The sequence below is a fragment of the Paenibacillus sp. NMA1017 genome (assembly GCF_058895805.1).
Genome location: NZ_JBZXYR010000003.1, coordinates 102,489 through 119,330, shown reverse-complemented (window position 1 = coordinate 119,330; position 16,842 = coordinate 102,489). Strand labels below are relative to the sequence as shown.

Annotated in this window: 18 protein-coding genes; 9 read left to right on the top strand and 9 right to left on the bottom strand. The window is 44.3% G+C overall.

Annotated elements, in window-relative coordinates:
• The first annotated feature begins 85 nt into the window (after positions 1 to 85).
• Positions 86 to 1,489, top strand: coding sequence for a decarboxylating NADP(+)-dependent phosphogluconate dehydrogenase (gene gnd, locus AC5ELV_RS09270; protein WP_493429950.1), 1,404 nt, complete (start codon positions 86 to 88; stop codon positions 1,487 to 1,489).
• 112 nt (positions 1,490 to 1,601) lie between these two features.
• On the opposite strand, the gene AC5ELV_RS09265 is transcribed toward gnd, so the two are convergent.
• The 5 genes from AC5ELV_RS09265 to AC5ELV_RS09245 form a co-directional block, all read right to left on the bottom strand.
• Complete coding sequence (locus AC5ELV_RS09265; RefSeq protein WP_209940695.1) at positions 1,602 to 1,973, bottom strand: DMT family transporter; 372 nt, start codon at positions 1,971 to 1,973, stop codon at positions 1,602 to 1,604.
• Complete coding sequence (locus AC5ELV_RS09260; protein WP_493429949.1) at positions 1,973 to 2,524, bottom strand: TetR/AcrR family transcriptional regulator; 552 nt, start codon at positions 2,522 to 2,524, stop codon at positions 1,973 to 1,975. Before AC5ELV_RS09260 ends, AC5ELV_RS09265 begins: the two co-directional genes overlap by 1 nt.
• Positions 2,525 to 2,763: 239 nt before the next feature.
• Positions 2,764 to 3,720, bottom strand: a complete 957-nt coding sequence (locus AC5ELV_RS09255; RefSeq protein WP_493429948.1) for an endo-1,4-beta-xylanase — start codon at positions 3,718 to 3,720, stop codon at positions 2,764 to 2,766.
• Positions 3,721 to 4,094: 374 nt separating this feature from the next.
• A complete protein-coding gene (locus AC5ELV_RS09250) occupies positions 4,095 to 5,033 on the bottom strand; it encodes an alpha/beta hydrolase (protein WP_493429947.1) in 939 nt (312 codons plus the stop codon).
• 24 nt (positions 5,034 to 5,057) lie between these two features.
• A complete protein-coding gene (locus AC5ELV_RS09245; protein WP_493429946.1) occupies positions 5,058 to 6,119 on the bottom strand; it encodes an LLM class flavin-dependent oxidoreductase in 1,062 nt (353 codons plus the stop codon).
• A 317-nt stretch (positions 6,120 to 6,436) separates the two neighbouring features.
• Here AC5ELV_RS09245 and AC5ELV_RS09240 point away from each other — a divergent pair, with 317 nt between their 5' ends.
• The 3 genes from AC5ELV_RS09240 (at position 6,437) to AC5ELV_RS09230 (ending at position 9,319) form a co-directional block, all read left to right on the top strand.
• Complete coding sequence (locus AC5ELV_RS09240) at positions 6,437 to 7,018, top strand: TetR/AcrR family transcriptional regulator (RefSeq protein WP_493429945.1); 582 nt, start codon at positions 6,437 to 6,439, stop codon at positions 7,016 to 7,018.
• Positions 7,019 to 7,097: 79 nt separating this feature from the next.
• Positions 7,098 to 7,544, top strand: a complete 447-nt coding sequence (locus AC5ELV_RS09235) for a GNAT family N-acetyltransferase (protein WP_493429944.1) — start codon at positions 7,098 to 7,100, stop codon at positions 7,542 to 7,544.
• Between the two features lie 329 nt (positions 7,545 to 7,873).
• Positions 7,874 to 9,319, top strand: a complete 1,446-nt coding sequence (locus AC5ELV_RS09230; protein ID WP_493429943.1) for a DEAD/DEAH box helicase — start codon at positions 7,874 to 7,876, stop codon at positions 9,317 to 9,319.
• Positions 9,320 to 9,382: 63 nt separating this feature from the next.
• Here AC5ELV_RS09230 and AC5ELV_RS09225 read toward each other — a convergent pair whose 3' ends face one another.
• Positions 9,383 to 9,715 (bottom strand): hypothetical protein, encoded by a 333-nt coding sequence (locus AC5ELV_RS09225; protein ID WP_493429942.1) that lies wholly within the window; start codon positions 9,713 to 9,715, stop codon positions 9,383 to 9,385.
• Positions 9,716 to 10,021: 306 nt separating this feature from the next.
• Between AC5ELV_RS09225 and AC5ELV_RS09220 the strand changes: the two genes are divergently transcribed.
• Together AC5ELV_RS09220 and AC5ELV_RS09215 are read left to right on the top strand one after the other, a co-directional pair.
• Complete coding sequence (locus AC5ELV_RS09220; RefSeq protein ID WP_493429941.1) at positions 10,022 to 10,600, top strand: RNA polymerase sigma factor; 579 nt, start codon at positions 10,022 to 10,024, stop codon at positions 10,598 to 10,600.
• Positions 10,573 to 11,598, top strand: coding sequence for a DUF4367 domain-containing protein (locus tag AC5ELV_RS09215; protein ID WP_493429940.1), 1,026 nt, complete (start codon positions 10,573 to 10,575; stop codon positions 11,596 to 11,598). Before AC5ELV_RS09220 ends, AC5ELV_RS09215 begins: the two co-directional genes overlap by 28 nt.
• 90 nt (positions 11,599 to 11,688) lie before the next feature.
• On the opposite strand, the gene AC5ELV_RS09210 is transcribed toward AC5ELV_RS09215, so the two are convergent.
• Positions 11,689 to 12,264: a histidine phosphatase family protein gene (locus AC5ELV_RS09210; protein WP_493429939.1), complete on the bottom strand. Its 576-nt coding sequence runs from the start codon at positions 12,262 to 12,264 to the stop codon at positions 11,689 to 11,691.
• Between the two features lie 189 nt (positions 12,265 to 12,453).
• On the opposite strand from AC5ELV_RS09210, the gene AC5ELV_RS09205 reads away from it, so the two are divergent.
• A complete protein-coding gene (locus AC5ELV_RS09205) occupies positions 12,454 to 13,638 on the top strand; it encodes a MerR family transcriptional regulator (protein WP_493429938.1) in 1,185 nt (394 codons plus the stop codon).
• A gap of 1 nt (position 13,639) precedes the next feature.
• Positions 13,640 to 14,602: a GDP-mannose pyrophosphatase NudK gene (gene nudK, locus AC5ELV_RS09200; protein ID WP_493429937.1), complete on the top strand. Its 963-nt coding sequence runs from the start codon at positions 13,640 to 13,642 to the stop codon at positions 14,600 to 14,602.
• Positions 14,603 to 14,672: 70 nt separating this feature from the next.
• Here the strand turns inward: nudK and AC5ELV_RS09195 are convergent, their stop codons facing one another.
• Positions 14,673 to 15,596 carry an AraC family transcriptional regulator gene (locus AC5ELV_RS09195; protein WP_493429936.1) on the bottom strand — a complete coding sequence of 308 codons (924 nt, stop codon included), beginning with the start codon at positions 15,594 to 15,596 and terminating at the stop codon, positions 14,673 to 14,675.
• Positions 15,597 to 15,781: 185 nt separating this feature from the next.
• Here AC5ELV_RS09195 and AC5ELV_RS09190 point away from each other — a divergent pair, with 185 nt between their 5' ends.
• Positions 15,782 to 16,528: an SDR family oxidoreductase gene (locus AC5ELV_RS09190; RefSeq protein ID WP_493429935.1), complete on the top strand. Its 747-nt coding sequence runs from the start codon at positions 15,782 to 15,784 to the stop codon at positions 16,526 to 16,528.
• Between the two features lie 62 nt (positions 16,529 to 16,590).
• Here AC5ELV_RS09190 and AC5ELV_RS09185 read toward each other — a convergent pair whose 3' ends face one another.
• Complete coding sequence (locus AC5ELV_RS09185) at positions 16,591 to 16,716, bottom strand: hypothetical protein (RefSeq protein WP_442955628.1); 126 nt, start codon at positions 16,714 to 16,716, stop codon at positions 16,591 to 16,593.
• Positions 16,717 to 16,842: the final 126 nt, after the last annotated feature.

The following is a 16,842-nucleotide window of genomic DNA, read 5'->3' as shown; positions in this document are numbered from 1 at the left end:
CCCCCACTTATTTTTCTTAGAATATTCTAAGTTTATAAGTGAGGATCTACGGCCTATTCATTTCACATAAAAGGAGCAGAAAAAAATGTTCAATACAATTGGTGTTATTGGTTTAGGGGTAATGGGCCGTAATATCGCTTTAAACATGGCTGGTAAAGGTGAGCAAGTCGCTGTCTATAATTATACGAGGGATTTAACGGATGATCTTATTAAAAAAAGTGAAGGTCACTCTATCCATCCCTACTACGAAATTCAAGATTTTGTTTGCTCCTTAAAAACTCCAAGGAAAATTTTCCTTATGGTAACAGCGGGCAAACCGGTCGATTCGGTAATAGGTACATTAGCACCCTTTCTTGAAGCAGGCGATGTGATCATGGACGGTGGTAACTCCCATTACAAAGATACGGAACGTAGATATGATGAATTGAAGTCAAAAGAAATCGGTTATTTAGGAATTGGTATTTCCGGCGGCGAAGTGGGGGCTTTAAATGGACCTTCAATCATGCCTAGTGGAGATAAAGACATATATGAAAAAGTAGCTCCTATTCTAACAAAAATAGCAGCCCAAGTGGACGGAGACCCTTGCTGTGTTTATATAGGTCCAAAAGAGTCCGGTCACTTTGTAAAAATGGTACATAACGGAATTGAGTATGCAGATATGCAATTAATTGCAGAAGTCTATACATTTTTAAGAAAGAGGCTATGTTTATCTGTTAATGAAATTGCCGACATCTTTGAAACATGGAATCAAGGTGAACTGAAAAGTTATTTGATCGAAATTACCGCAGAGATTTTACGGAAAAAGGATGAAATAACAGGCTTACCTCTGATCGATGTGATTCTGGATAAAACGGGGCAAAAAGGCACAGGAAAATGGACAAGTATTCAAGCAATTGATCATGGGATCCCATCATCCATTATTACAGAGTCATTGTTTGCCCGTTACATCTCCTCTTTAAAAGAGGAGCGGGTTTATGCAGAAAATATCCTGACAGGCCCAGAAATTGATCAGCGAAGTTTAGATAAAGCTGTGTGGATTGAGTACATTAGACAAGCTTTTTATATGGGTAAAATTTGTGCCTACGCGCAAGGATTTGTACAATATAAAATGACTTCTGAGCTTTACGGATGGAATTTACCTTTACAGGATATTGCCCTTATCTTCCGTGGTGGTTGCATCATTCGTGCAGAATTCTTAAACGTAATAAGCGAAACCTATCAAGAACAGCCGAATTTGGCTAATCTATTAATCGCCCCGTATTTTGCTGAAAAGCTTAAAGAATATCAAATGGGATTGCGAAAAGTTGTCTGTGAGGGCATTAATTCTGGCATTTCGTTTCCATGTTTAAGTGCTTCACTTACTTATTTCGATAGTTACCGGACAGGCATTTCAAATGCTAACCTTTTGCAAGCACAAAGGGATTATTTTGGTGCTCATACTTATGAACGAAGTGATGCAGCAGGGTCCTTTCACACAAACTGGCAGTGATCGATGTGGTAGTAAATCTCCAGTGCCCTAATGAAGTGGTTTTTCCCTTCATTAGGGCTCTTATTTTGAATACATTTTCCCCACAATGCTCTTGTGTCTATACTATTTCATCTCATTTTTGAACGATTGAACTCGTTGCTTCTGTTGTAGCTTTTGCCTCCCCGTGTCCTGCACCAAATAGGTTCAGTACCACCACGCCAATAACAATTAAAGCAATACCTGCGATACTTCCTGTATTGATTTTTTCCTTCCAAATCAATACTGAAATAAGCGTTGTAGCAACAGCCCCTACACCTGACCAGATGGCATAAGTCATATTTAAAGGAAGCGTCTTAAGAGATAGAGAGATAAAGAAAAAAGAGATCACAAACGCAACAATTGTGAATAGAGTCGGATACAATCTGGTAAAACCTTCTGAAGCTTTAAGCATTGAAGTTCCAACAAGTTCACCAACAATAGAGATTGCCAAGAAAAGATAAGCCATTATTCATTCTCCTTTATATATGTCTTCAATTCTTCCATCATTTTTTGCCTCATTTCTTCATTGGGAGGAGCAAGCCCAAACATTTCAGCAAACCATAAGCCGTCTATAGCTAATCGGACGATCGTGGAACGAACGGGATCCAATTCGTCGTTTTCAATTTTATTTTGGATATTCTCATACTCGTCCTGAAGTAATTTTAGCATGTGAGGGTTCGTAAACTGTGCTGCTGAAAGAGCGGTATACAGGTCACTTGCATTCCGATCGCCAGAAAATGATGTATTCATATACGCGCGAGTCCATCTTCCTTTGGAATGCATATCGTTTTCTGCTCTCTCATTAAATTCGGAGACAAAGCTAGTCGATAGTTGCTCAACCATTCCCAAAATCAAATCATCTTTATTCGGAAAATGGTAAAGCAATCCCCCTTTACTTATTCCCGCTTTCTTAGCCACCGCTTCTAACGTTAACTTCTCTACTCCTTCTTCGTGCACAATCATCGAGGCCGCTTTAAGAATTAATTCTCTTTTTAATGCTTTTTTAGTTGTATTCATATTGATCACCCCTCTTTACTATACCGTCCAGACGGTTTTATTTCAAGTGGGTTAAAGTTATGGATTAGGTATGTAAGCCTAATTGAGTTGGATTAGGTTTTAATACGTTACGTTTAAGCTAAATAAAAAGAAGCCTTGGGCGTATAACATTTCAGCCAAGACTTCGTCAAATAAACATCTACCCCGCCAAGACATTTGGCAAAAGTTCGCATCTGTTGGGTTTTAAGTGCAGCTATAGCTTATCTCTGCAGATATTGTCTCAGCCATTGGAGCGCGGGACGTTCCGTGCCGTTCGAGTTCAGCAGATGTGTATTCGATATCCAGGTTTGCCCCTGGATGTATCCCCAGAGTGTAACTCCCTTCACCGCGGAATGCTGCCAGAGAACCGGGAATTTCTCCTTGTATCTGGCAAGCTGGGTGTTGTCGTCGCCTGTTATATCCAGTTCCGACACATAGATTGGCAATCCTGTTGCCGCCAGCTTGTTTAGTACAGTGTTCATCGTGTTGACTGAGACGGTGTCCATGCTAAACTGGTGGCATTGAATACCAATTCCGTCAATCAGGCCTCTGCTCTTGAGCTGATTAATAATATTGACATATTGGTCGGTTAACGAAGGATCGTTGATAATTCCATATTCATTGATCAGCAGCTTGGCATTTGGGAAAGCTTGTCTTGCCTGTTGGAACGACCATATGACCCAATCCCATCCGGTCGACCCGTCACCGCCTATGGCATTGCGGAAGGACGGCTTCTGATGCAGTGGCTCATTCACCACATCTACAAACTCCGCATTTGAATAGCGTTGACCTGCTGCTTTAATCCACTGAGTCACTTCCGCTTTCTGATCAGCAGCCGACAGTCCTTTAATCCAACCTGGCTCCTGGGCACCCCATACCAACGTATGGAACTTGAACGGGAAGCCATTGTTACGGGCATAATTGTAGGCGGTATCCGCCTGCGACCAGTTCATGTTGTTACGGCTGCCTTCAACCGACCCCCATTTGGTCGAATTCTCCGGAGTCACCTGGTTCCAGTATGTTCCGAAACTTGCAGGGACACTTCCAGCAATGATATTCCCGAGGAATTTGCCACCGTTCGCCATACTGGCACTAGCCGGATTTATCAGAACTGATGATAACAACACACCCACCAACGCCAAGCTGCTTACCAACTTGCCCACTTTAAATTTCGACATACAATCTCCTCCTCATACGTATAGTTTTTAATATTCTACCTTTAAATAAATCGCTTACATTTCCAATTATAAGAATGAAAGGTTATTATCTGCTACATGTAAAAGTAAAGATTTTACCCGAAAAACTTTACATAATTGCGGGGTGACTGAACCCCTGGTGCTCCTTTAACACATCGTTTCGATTAAAATCTAGCCTCGTATCATGTGTTTTCCTATATTTATCAGCCCATCCGCGACAAATCCCAAACAACTCTGAAACGACAAAAAAGATTACTGCAAAAAGTGATATGCTCCCCTTACAGTAGCAAGTTTTATTATTTAACCTGTCTACTTTTTTGGAAGCATATCACTTTGGAGACTGCCCATTTAATAGTTTAAGGATTAAGCGCTCTTGCAATTGCGTCTACATAACTTTGGCTAGCACGCTGGCTTACTTCTGCTTGCGGAACCATCCCCTCAAAGTTGTGGAATGTGCCGGGATATAGATGGAATTCGACGTCCACCTCCGCTTGGGCAAGGCGTGCTACATATTCGATCGTCTCATCTCGGAACAGATCGAGCTGGCCTATACACGTATAGGTTGGCGGTAGCCCAGCCAAGCATTCCGCTCTCGACGGCACAGCGTATGGGGACACCTCGGTGTCTTCAGTACGATCCCCCAAGTACATGTTCCAGGCCGCCAAGTTGTTCTTCCGGTTCCATGGTGCGTTATCGGCCGTAATTTCATGACTTGACGCCGTAATACTGCGGTCATCGATCATCGGATACAGCGGCATTTGGAAAATGAGGGCTGGCCCGCCTTTGTCACGAGCCATTAAAGCAAGCGCTGCGGTCAGACCGCCGCCCCCGCTTGCTCCGGCAATTGCGATCCGATCCAAGTCGATGCCCAGCTGCTCAGCTTCGTCAGTCATCCACGTCAAAACGGCATAACAGTCATCGATGGCAGCAGGGTAGGGATGCTCGGGAGCAAGTCGGTAATCGACTGATACGACGACGCATTTGGCCGCCTGCACGAAGCGTTCGCACAAAGCATCGTCCATATCTGGATGCCCCATCACATAGCCTCCTCCGTGAATCCACAGCATGGCCGGAAGCTTAACGTCAGTTCGCTGGGCAGGTTCGTAGATTTTGACTAATATCTCGCCTGCTACGCTCGGAATCATCCGGCTTGTCGTGCGTACGTGCTCCGACTGCTCAATGGGAGGACTCGATAAATAGCTTCTGCTCAGTTCTAAATTTTCTTCCAGTTGAAAACCAGGGAATTGTGCGATTACCGGCCTTAATTCTGGGTACAAACGATTTTCAAAATCCATGCGAATCACTCCTATGTTTGGTTTTTATAATCTTTTTTCCGTCTCCGCTTCCCATTGAGCTATTTCCTTCCGAACTCGGGGTGCTACCTCTGTTCCCAGCAGCTCAATGGCCCTCATCACCTCGGCATGCGGCATCGTGCTTAACGGAACATACAGCATAAAGCGTGTAACGCCCACATGTTTGCGTAGGTGAATGATCTTCTGGGCAACAGTCTCAGGATCGCCAACATACAGCGCACCTTCAAAGCTGCGCGCGGCATCGTAGCTAGAACGATCATAATGCGCCCAGCCCCGCTCCCTGCCTAATCTATTCATACCTGCCATCGTAGAAGGGAAATATGTATCTGCAGCTCGTTCATTATTCTCTCCGACAAACCCTATCGAGTGCGATCCAACCTTAAGCTGCGATTCGTCATGACCAGCGTGCGCTGCTGCCTTCTTATAAAGCTGTACAAGCGGTGCAAAATTCACCGGATTTCCACCAATGATCGCCAGCATCAAGGGCAGTCCTAACAGACCTGCACGGATGGCAGAATCCTGCCTGCCCCCGCTGCCAACCCATATCGGTAAAGGATTCTGAACCGGTCGTGGATACACACCCAAATGGTTAATCGCTGGCCGATGTCCGCCTTTCCAGGTTACTTTTTCGGACTCCCGTATTTTAAGGAGCAATTCCAAATGTTGTTCAAACAGCTCATCATAGTCTTCCAAGTCATAGCCAAACAGTGGAAAAGATTCAATAAAGGAACCCCGGCCCGCCATAATCTCCGCACGTCCATTCGAAATCCCATCCAGCGTAGCAAAATCCTGAAAAACGCGAACGGGATCAGCTGAAGAAAGCACTGTCACTGCACTGGTCAGCCGAATCCGTTTCGTCTGCGCTGCAGCCGCGGACAGCACAACTGCTGGTGAAGATGCCGAATAATCCTTCCGATGATGCTCTCCTACCCCAAACACATCAAGCCCCACTTGATCAGCAAGGATAATTTCCTCGACAACTTCGCGCAATCTCTGTGCGTGACTTATCACTTCACCGGTCTGAACGTCGGGCTTTGTTTCTACAAACGAAGTAATACCTATCTCCATCGTCCATCTCTCCTATTCTAATAGCTTTCTTTGTATGCTAATTAAATACCGGTAAAATATCATACCGATCAGTAAAATATTTTTCCCAGTAAATATAACTCATCAAAAAGAATACTGTCAATAAACATAGTAAAAATACTTTAATTTATCCTCATACTTATATCTCCTTGGTGCGGTAAACCAATCTGCATTTGACAATATAACGGGCTAAATATAAAATAATAACATACTAATTGGTACGTAAATAAAGTTCCCTGACAATTATGATCAGAGTCATTGAATTAAAATAAAATTACGAGTAATGAGAGGTATTGATTATGGGACGAATCCGCGAATTTGACGAAGATAAAGTATTAGATGCAGCTATGCAAATATTTTGGGAGAAGGGATATGAGGCTACCTCATTAAGTGATTTAACTTCCAGAATGGAAATTCAACGCCCCAGTATATACTCCACTTTTGGGGGCAAAAAGGAATTGTTCGAAGCTGCGCTACGCAAATACATGATGTCCCGTGCTTTACTGATCCGAACCAAACTTCAAAGCAATCCATCTGTAAAAGAAGCATTTCGAACTTTTTTTGAGGGTGTGGTCGATGAAGAATATGCAGAAAACCCTAGAAAAGGATGCTTTTGCATCAATACAATGGTTGAACTTGCACCTCATGATGAGAAATTTGAAATTCTTACAAGGGAACATCAAATGTACCTATCGGTTATATTTCAAGAAACCATTGAACGAGGTATACAATCAGGTGAGCTTGAGATCAGGCTCGATGCGAAGGCTGTATCACAGGCGTTAGTCGTATCGTTAATTGGACTGACCGTAATGATAAAGTCTCGTCCAGAACGATCATTTATTGATAACACGATAGAGGTGACACTTACACTTCTTAAGTAATTCGGAATGAATTCAGTTTGAATATATATGCTTTATTATGTATAATAATTCAAAACTAATGAAAAGGGAGTAACATCTAATGTCATTTTTAATAAGAAACGCTAAGCCTGATGATTTAAACAGTTTAACCGAGTTAATGTATGAATACATCGTTGGTTTTTATCAAAACCCTAGGCCACCTATCGAAAAAATTCATAATTTGATACAAACCCTTTTTGAGCAGCAAAGCGGTATACAATTTGTGGCAGAACAAAATGGAGAATTAATTGGCTTTGCTACATTATTCTTTACCTTTAGCACGATGAAAGCAGACAAAGTCACTGTTATGAACGATCTATTTGTATTGGAACCATTTAGAGATACAGAAGTAGAAACACAGCTTTTTTTAGAATGTCAAAAATACTCACAAAATCAAGGCTATGCTCATATGACCTGGATAACTTCTACCGAGAATAAACGCGCTCAAATTTTCTTTAAAAAGATGGATGCTGTCCAAGGGAGAGATTGGATTCACTTTTCATCGTAACAATACTTTTGATACGATTTTCCGCGCTAACGGCAGTTCAAAGGGCACCCGATTGGGTGCCCTTTGTTCGTAACACATGTTTTCACGCATGCGGATATGGAAACATGCCGATACCCGTGCCTTCATGGCCTCCCTTTGCTGCTTAGAATAGGCTCGTTTCTACGTCCATTCTCTAAACACTCCTCCAAGGATACGGTTAGACAAACAGTTAATCGTTGATATGTATCAGAGTAAGTCTGGATATAGAGTATACTAGATGAGTATAAGTTCGATACACGATGACATTATATATGTAATGGTATTCAAATACAGCGCAGAAGAGGTTGAAAATGAGTCAGAAGCATTTTACAGATTACGCATTAAGTGAAGAAATTGTAAGAGCGCTGAATAGCTTGGGCTATGAGACGCCAACAGAGGTTCAGACGGAAGTTATTCCTGTTGCGCTTGAGAAGAAGGATCTTGTCGCCAAATCGCAAACAGGTAGCGGCAAAACAGCAGCATATGGCATTCCACTCTGTGAGTTAGTAGATTGGAATGAGAATAAGCCCCAAGCTTTAATCCTGACGCCAACCCGCGAACTCGCGTTACAGGTCACCGAAGACATCACGAACATTGGACGCTTTAAGCGGATAAAAGCAACCCCCCTTTATGGGAAACATCCTTTTCATATCCAAAAGGCTGAGTTAAAACAAAGAACGCATGTGGCTGTAGGTACGCCAGGACGTGTACTGGACCATATCGAACGAGGGACGCTACCGTTAGATCGGATTGCCTATCTCGTGATTGATGAAGCTGATGAAATGCTGAATATGGGCTTTATCGAGCAAGTTCAGTCGATCATTCAAGCACTGCCTAGTGACCGGGTTACCATGTTATTCTCCGCTACTTTTCCTGAGGATGTAGCCAGACTGTCACACAAGTATATGAACGATCCTGTCGAAATTGAAATAAAAGCAGCCGGTATAACGACCGCTACAATTGATCACTCTCTTATTCAGGTGAAGGAGTCAGACAAGCTGGCACTACTGCAAGATCTGCTCATTGTTGAGAATCCTGACAGCTGCATTATTTTCTGTCGTACGCAGGAGAATGTAGATACATTATTCAGAGCATTGGCTGATCTTGAATATCCATGTGATCGCATTCATGGTGGCATGGAGCAAGACGAGCGATTTGAGGTAATGAATGCATTCAGAAGGGGGCAATTCCGTTACTTGATTGCGACAGATGTTGCCGCCAGAGGAATTGATATCACGAATATCACCCATGTCATTAACTACGATATTCCCCTTGAGAAGGAAAGCTATGTTCACCGCACAGGACGTACGGGACGTGCTGGCAAAACGGGGAAAGCCATTTCTCTCATCACTCCTAAGGATGGCAGAAGATTAGCTGATATTGAAGCATATATTGGATTCGCAATTCCGCAGGTAAAGGCCCCCTCAGAAGAGGCTGTTGATCTCCGTAGAGAAGATTTTGAGCAGAAACTGCATGTAAAAACCGCACTCAAAAAAGATAAGCGCGAGCAATTAAACCAGCAGATTATGAAGCTGAATTTTAACGGCGGTAAGAAGAAAAAGCTTAGAGCTGTCGACTTCGTGGGGACCATCGCTAAGCTTGACGGGGTCACTGCAGATGATATCGGGATTATTACGATTCTGGATTATGCGACAGATGTTGAGATTCTGAATGGCAAAGGTCCACTGGTGCTTGAGATTATGAAGAATACAACCGTAAAGGGCAAGCTGTTAAAGGTACGCAAAGGGAATAAGTAGAAGATATGCTGCATAAAAGAGGGTGAGGCACTCCTCCCGTAAACAGCCGATGATTATCGTTAGCTATACGGGCGGGATTGCCGAGTTTACCTCTTGATCGTTTAATTCATCTCTCCATTTATCGATATCATAAATCACTTTAAATTTCTCTGTTAACTGAGTATCATCTTCAATTGGTACAAAGCTGTCCAATTTCATATTGAAGTCCGAAACATCCTCATCGTATGCTATTAATGTCTCAATACTCTCAACCATCCTATTCCGTAGCGCAGCTTGTCGAGGAAATGGCATGGTTAATCCAATGTATTTTGATTCTAGGTTAGGCAGCAGCTTCATTTGATCATGAAGGTAAAGCATCACATTATCAAAATTATATTTCTTAGCACTTTCATTCATTAGAAACCGTATCCTCTCCTATTTATTTACGAGATCGCCCCAAAGCGCCCTCATAAGGCTTTTTATGAAGAATTCCGTAGACCTCCTTCTTATCAATATCTTAATTTCATTTTAACACCCCCACTTCCACAATATACCTTTAACTCTATGAAACCAACAACGTTGGTGATAATTGTTCTGCTTTATCGTATTCTCTTAGAGAGTTGATCTAATACTAAAGAAATTTAGAAAAGGTGTCCCTTTCGGTCATCTTCGTTTGTTATACAGATATAGTTTTCTTTTTGATCAGAGGGGGTGCCTAAATCTTTGAATGAGGAAATCGAATCTAGAATTAAACGGGTCCAAGCTGGCGAGATCCAGGATTACGCCTACATTGTAAAGGAGTATCAACGTCAGATTTTTGTATACTGCTGGCGGATATTAGGAAGCGAGCAGGAAGCGGAAGAGGCTGTTCAGGATATTTTCGTTAGTGCTTTCGAGAAAATCAGTATGTACAAGCCCACAGTGGGCTTCTCCTCCTGGCTGTATAAAATGGCCTATCATCACTGCCTGAACCTGATTCGCAGGAAGAATCTACAACGCAAATTTAAACTTACCCTGTTCACCCCAACTAACATGACTTCAGACAGTCCAGCGCAGGTTATGGAACGTCAGCTTTTCAGTGAACCGCTGAGTCGGGCATTGGACCAACTGAATGCAGAGGAGCGAAACCTGTTGGTGCTGCGCATTTTTGAAGAAAAATCGTTTGGAGAAATCGGGGAAATTATGAACAAAAGCGAGGAAGCTATCAAGAAAAAATACGGCAGGACAAAAACAAAGCTCAAAAAAATAATGGAGCCCCAAAAGGAGGACCCAAAATGCGTGAATTACAAGACAGAGGCTTAAAAAACATGGACATGATGACGGAATCAGAGAGTGTCCTAAAAATCCAAGCTTTTGACGTTTCTGACAAAGTAATGGAACAGGTCTACCAAAAGACGATGCTCGAAAAGGGGAATATAGGAAAAGTCCATTTTCAGCCTCGCATCACCGTCCCCATCATGATTTTGCTTTTTGTAGTAGGGGCCTCTGTGACCGGATACGCAGCTTCACAATATCTTGAATTCCGCAACAGTAAGGGCGACGTTGTATTAAATACCGCCAAAACACCTACTGAAACGGACGCCTCCAAAACCTATACCTCCACCTACGCACGGTGGAACGAAGAAGTGAGAGACCGTTTGCAACCAGGAGAGTATGCCGCTTATTACGTCAAGGACGATTCTATGAATCAAAACAACCTATCTAATCCGGCCCTGTTTGCGTACAAACCGGCTGAACTTTCAAGTTTCAACAGCCTACAAAATGAAATCAAGCGGACTGAGGCTCCATTATTCAGCAACCCCACTCATCTACCGGATGGCTATCAGTTTGAATTCGGATACGTCTATCCAGTCACTGCATACCCTGGGATGATGACCAAAAAGGAATATCGATCTTTAACCGATAAACTGATGCAACAGGCCAAAGCTGCACCGGAGGGTGAAAATCTGTTTATTCAAAGGCTGAGCTGGGACAAATCAGACTCCTCCTTTGCCCGGTATGCGAGAGGAAACGATTATGTAAACATTACCGTCACCAAATACACTTCTGAAGTCACAAAGACAACCATCATGCAAAATGAACAGGATTCGGCTGAGCAATTGACAATCAAAGGAACCAAGGCCTATTACATCAGGGCAAGTGAAGCAAGCAAGCCCTTGGAAGCAGGAAAAAACCGACTGGGATGGCTCGATGAAAAAAGACGTTTACACTACAACATATCCGATAACCAGGACAGCCCGCTGAGCAAAGAAGACCTGGTAAAAATAGCTGAAGATTTGCTTAACGGTTCATCGCAATAGCTATACAAGAAAGTTTCAAAGAGAGACCATCCTTTTTATAAGGGTGGTCTCTCTTTGAAGAATGTCCCTATACCTTTTCCTCACAAACTATTACGGCATATTCCACAATCTTTTTACCTCAACTAATTCCTGATCATTGAACTCCATTCTGTATACGTCTGGTTTGGATGTATGTAGTAAAAATTTCAAATCGTACTGCTTGTCATAATACCCCATCATTAAAGTCATTACAGCTCCATGAGTCCCTAATGCGACTTTCCGTCCGCGGTAGATTTTTAACAAATCCTTTAAGGCCGTTATACTTCGGTTCTGACAAACTGCATTAGACTCTCCTCCCGTTAAAGAAAAGTTGGGATCCGAAAATGACTTATCTAACAAAGGGAATAATTCATCATCGGGCATTCGGTTGTCTTCATTCAAAAAAATTCTTTCTTTAAGATCCTCGATTATTAAAACTTCTTGTCCCGAGCTTTGAGCTAATTCTTGAATGGTTAGGATTGCCCGTTGATATGGGCTTGAAACGAAAACCTCGATCCCCTCTCCTTTTAATAATTCAGTTATTCGATAAGCATCTGATTTCTCCCTATCCGTTAGACCTCTCGTTCTTTCATTCCCTTCTGTCTTTGGTGATTCGCCATGTCTCACCATGTAAATGAAAGTTTTCATAATAGCCTCCATGAAGAGCTGATGAATTTTTATTACATGATATTCGTGACTAACTACCAAGTCACCTTTTGGTAGGGTGGTTTCCTTTTGTTTCTTATTGCATAAATTTTTCTTGAAGGTGACGTTACGTCACTTGGTATACTGACTGAGAACGACATGCTAGAGCAATCAATTGGATGTGATGAATGGATGAACAAAGAGAACTGTCTGACGACAGGACAGCTCGCCAAACGTACAGGGATAACGGTCAGGACATTGCGATATTACGATCAAATCGGACTTCTGAGTCCAGGAGGTCATCGCACTGGATCTATAAGATCCTACAACATGAGAGACCTGGAAAGATTACAGCGAATTCAGATGTTGAAGTATCTAGGGTTATCGCTACAAAAAATAAAGGACATTTTAGATGCAGAATCGCTATCCGACGGGAACATCAGACACTCGTTGCAAGCACAACTCGATGTTTTACAAAAGAAAATTGCTCATACAGAGCACGTAGTGCATGCAATACGAGATGCTATGGAAACGTCGGCCTATGGGTCCAATTGGAACCATTTGGCGGATGTTATTCAAACCGTGCAGAGTGAGAAAAATTGGGGGGAACAGTATCGGACGGCGACCCGCCTGCAAACGCGGATACATCTTTACGACAGGTACAGTACGAATCCTCAAGGCTGGCATCGTTGGATCTTTGAACAACTGGAGGTGCAACCAGAAGCCCACATTCTTGAGTTGGGCTGCGGCGACGGGACCTTTTGGATAAGAAACGCCGAACGAATCCCAAGCAGCTGGCGCATCACGCTTACCGATACGTCAAGCGGGATGGTGGAGGAAGCGCGTTGCCGCTTAGGAAGCAACAATTCGCAGTTTAAGTTTTTGTCTGTTGACGCGCAGCAGATCCCATTCCATGATGAGCAATTTGATATAGTTATCGCAAACAACATGCTGTATCATGTGCCGGACATCCCAAGAGCAATCCACGAGATGCACCGTGTCTTAAAGCAAGGAGGTATAGTATGCACCTCTACGATGAGCACTCGACACCTACAAGAGGTCGAACACTTGGCGGTTTCGTTCGATCCTGAGCTGCATGTGCTGGATCATGCTATTAAACGGTTCCACCTGGGTAACGGAGGGGACTTGCTGTCTTCTTGCTTTTCCGATCTTCGGTTGCTTCGATACGAGGACTGTCTGTTGGTCGACGAGGCGGAACCCCTGATCGAATATATAATTTCGACTCCGATGAACGCAAGAGAGCGACTTGTCGGAGCGGCTATTGACAAGTTTCGAGACCACGTCGATCGGCTTCTGCAGCAGAACGGAACTCTCAAAATGACTAAAGAGAACGGAATCTTTCTAGGGAGGAAATGAGATGAAGGCACAACAGTACCACCCAAGAGTACGGATTGTAAAAGAGGAGCTTCTATCGGATAACTGGTACATCTTAAATAAGGTCACATTCGAGTTTGAAAAAAATAATGGACAATGGGAGACACAATCCCGTGAAGTGTACGATCGCGGCAACGGCGCAACGATCCTGCTATATAATCGGCACAAACAAACCGTTGTACTAACCAGACAGTTCCGAATGCCTACTTATCGGAACGGCAATGAGACTGGAATGCTTATCGAAACCTGTGCGGGGCTACTCGATAAAGAAACACCGGAAGAAGGTATTCTTCGGGAGACGGAGGAGGAGACGGGATACCGTATCGACCGTGTGCAGAAAGTCGGCGAGGCCTATATGTCACCGGGCTCCGTTACCGAAATCCTGCACTTCTATGTAGCCGAGTATAGTGAAGATATGACAACGGGTGGCGGTGGTGGCCTTGAGGAGGAGCAGGAAAACATTGAAGTGATGGAACTTCCGTTTGCTCAAGTGCTAAACATGGTCGAAAGCGGCGAGATTCGTGACGCCAAGACAATAATGCTGCTCCAATACGCTCAGATCCAGGGTCTCTTGAAAGTGAAATCGAAACCGCTTCATATCCTTATCGCAGGCCCGTATCGATCTGGGACGAATGATGATCCTGTACTAATCGAGAAGAACGTCAACTACATGAATGAAATTGCTCTTCAAGTTTACGAGGCTGGTCACATGCCGGTGCTGGGAGAGTGGTATGCTTTGCCCCTTATCGCAACAGCCGGTTCCACTACTCTGGGAGATGAGACTTTTAACAGAATCTTTCATCCGTCTTCCATTCGCCTGCTTGATTGCTGTAACGCCGTGCTTCGAGTTGGGGGACCTTCTCAGGGTGCCGATGAAATGGTAAGGGTGGCGAAAGAAAAAGGATTGTTGATTTACGAACGGCTCGACGAACTTCCGTTGGTGTGATATATCCTCTTTGAGCAGGCCCAAGACAACTTGCCTCTGGGCATCCCCCGCGGATCACCCGAAGAACCTTTCAATCAACTGAGACACTAAGGGAACTACGCAAGTGTTTAACATCACTCATCGGTGGCCGTCCAAACATGCGTCCATATTCCCGGCTAAACTGCGAAGGACTCTCATAGCCAACGCGAAAGCCTACAGTGGCGGCTTCCAATCCCTCCGAGAGCAGTAAGCGGCGTGCAGTCTGCAGTCGAATGGCCTTCTGATACTGCAGAGGACTTATAGCCGTTACCCTTTTAAAATGCTTGTGTAAGGAAGAAGGGCTCATGTTTACTTCCTTCGCCAATTCTTCAATCACAAGAGGCTTAGAGTAATCGCGGGTAATCAGATGGATCGCTTTGGCGATGCTATGTGCATAGCTGCCAACTACAGCAAATTGCCTGATTATAGCTCCCTGCTCACCTTGTAATACACGATAAAGGATCTCGTGCGTGATAAGCGGCGCAAGAAACTGAATATCCGCAGGCGTATCCGAAAGTCTGACAAGCCGAAGCAGCGCATCAAGCAGCAGAGGGTCAAATTGGCTCACCAGTATGCCGCGTCCAGTCTTTACGTTGCATGGAGGAGGACTCTTCTTGATAATGTCCAGGATGGCGTCTGGACTAATGGATAATTGAAGACTTAGATAAGGAAGCTTCGACGAGGCTTGAGTTATTTTACCAGTTACGGGAAGTTGAACTGATGTAACCATGTAGGTTGTTGGATCGTACACATAGTTTTCTCCAGCCAGCATTGCTGTCTTTGAGCCTTGTGCGACCACGTACAGGGAGGGCATATGGACCGTATGATTCAGCTCGGACACATGGCTTGCACGTCTGAAATAAAGTCCTGGCACAGACGAAACAAACGTACCGTCCGAAGACGCGTGTTGATCAATCAGACGAATCAGTTCTTGTAGATTCGTAGAAATATCAGAGGGGGGAGAAGACGAAATCATACATGTTTTACCTTCCTTTCCGTTGAACGCTAATATTGATGTGCTAATTATATGCACGCCGAATAGGATTAGGCAAGAATTGAACTTGATCGGTCTACCTGTCTCAATCGAATTCTACTTAAAATTTACTTGCAAGGCCAACAAAGGGCCTAAGGCAAATAGATCAAAGGAAGAAGGATTGGGCTATGCATTTGGAAGGAAGAATAGAGAACAAAGTCGTCGTGATTACAGGTGCAAGCAGCGGAATTGGAGAAGCAACAGCACTGTTGCTTGCCGAGCGGGGAGCAAAAGTCGTGCTTGGAGCGCGCGGAGCGGAGCGCCTTGAAGCGCTGGCGACACGCATTTCCAATGGAGGTGGCGAAGCTGTTTATGTACGCACTGACGTGAGACGGCGCGAGGATCTGTGCAACCTCGTTAATTTAGCTTGCGAGCGGTACGGGAAGCTGGATGTTCTCGTCAGCAACGCTGGCGTTATGCCTATTTCCCCTCTAGAAGATCTGTGTGTCGAGGACTGGGAGGACATGATTGACGTCAACATTAAAGGCGTTTTGTACGGAATAGCCGCAGCACTGCCTATCTTTCGCAAGCAGGGTTCCGGACATTTCGTGAACATCGCTTCTGTAGCAGGACATAAGACTGTGCCGAACCAGTCGGTCTACTCCGGTACGAAGTTCGCCGTGCGCGCGATCTCAGAGGGATTGCGTCAGGAGGCTGGCGACAAGCTGCGCGTGACCATCATTTCGCCTGGTATCGTGCAGACGAATTTCACAGAGGGTATGACCAATCCAGCATTGAGAGATCAACTCGCTGCCATTCGGGATAAACTAGCCATGACACCTGACGCGGTAGCCCGTGCAATTGGATTCGCAATTGAACAACCGGCCGATATTGATGTGAACGAAATCGTGATCCGTCCAACCGCACAAATGTAATATAAATAGATAGGGGCACCTCCTCTTTGTGGGTGCGCCCCTATCTATTTATGCATAAAGCTTTACCATGGAAGCCGATCATCCATGTAATAGAATCCGCCCGTTGGACCATCCTCCGGCAGGGTCGCCAGTCGGACCGCCGTTTTCGCCCCATCCTCCACCGACAGCTCTGCCTTTTCCCCGCCCATCTGCGTTTTAACCAGGCCGAGGTGGCAATCCGCTGCACCAGTTCATTGGACAACTGGAACTGAATAGAGCCTATAGCGCTGCTTTCTTTTCTGTCTGGCTGCATTCTATCATATTGGGAACGATCA